We start from the raw sequence: 709 nt of genomic DNA, 5'->3' as shown, positions 1-709 counted from the left end.
GCAGACGGACCTGTCCTGCCGCTTTCGTTCAGCTTGGGCATGGATCGTGGTCATGCGCATGACGGAGGCGTTCGAAGACGGCGGATGGCGGCAAGGACGGCCCGCACCATCGGGCCGGTGACGGCGACCTCGGCCAACTGGAAGGTAATGGCGCGGGCGTGGCGGACGACGCGGGCGCCGATCTTGATCAGCTTGAGTTGCAGGCTGGTCAACGACCAGTCCGCCATGGCCTCGGGCAGTTCGATGCAGCGCAGGAAGGTTGCCAGGTTGTAGGCCAGCGCGTGCAGTTGCAGCCGCACCTCGTTGTGCCGGAACTTCCGGCATGACAGCCGCGTCCAGCGAAAGGCATATTTGCCTTCCTTGATGTGCTGCTCTGCGGTGCCGCGCTGGTTGTAGAACCTCACCACCCAGTCTGGCTCCATCGGCAGGTTGGTGACGATGAAGCCGACTTTGGGGAACAGCTCGCCCGGATGCCATTCGATCTTGGCGATGACGCGGCGCGGCTTGTCCCAGGACGCCGCCTGATACTCGAAGTCCTCGAAGAACCGTTTGACCTTGGTCAGCGAAGGCCGTCCCACGGGCCGTGTCAGCCGATGCGCGATCTTCTCGCGCAAGACGGCGTTGGCGGGCAGACGGATGGCGTAGAAGAACCTGGCTTCTTCCAGCCGCATATAGATCGCGGGGATCGCGTAGGCAGCGTCGGCCCGGA

The 709-nt window shown here is 64.0% G+C and carries 1 pseudogene; it reads right to left on the bottom strand.

Features of this window, described 5'->3' with window-relative positions:
- Positions 1–50 precede the first annotated feature (50 nt).
- Positions 51–709, bottom strand: a pseudogene (locus BGP85_RS00060) (IS1380-like element ISPme1 family transposase); the annotation flags it as partial.

It is taken from the genome of Pseudomonas putida (assembly GCF_002906855.1).
Classification (GTDB): Bacteria; Pseudomonadota; Gammaproteobacteria; order Pseudomonadales; family Pseudomonadaceae; genus Aquipseudomonas; species Aquipseudomonas putida_N.
Note: the sequence above shows the minus strand (reverse complement) of the source record. Positions and strands in the feature narration are given on the sequence as shown.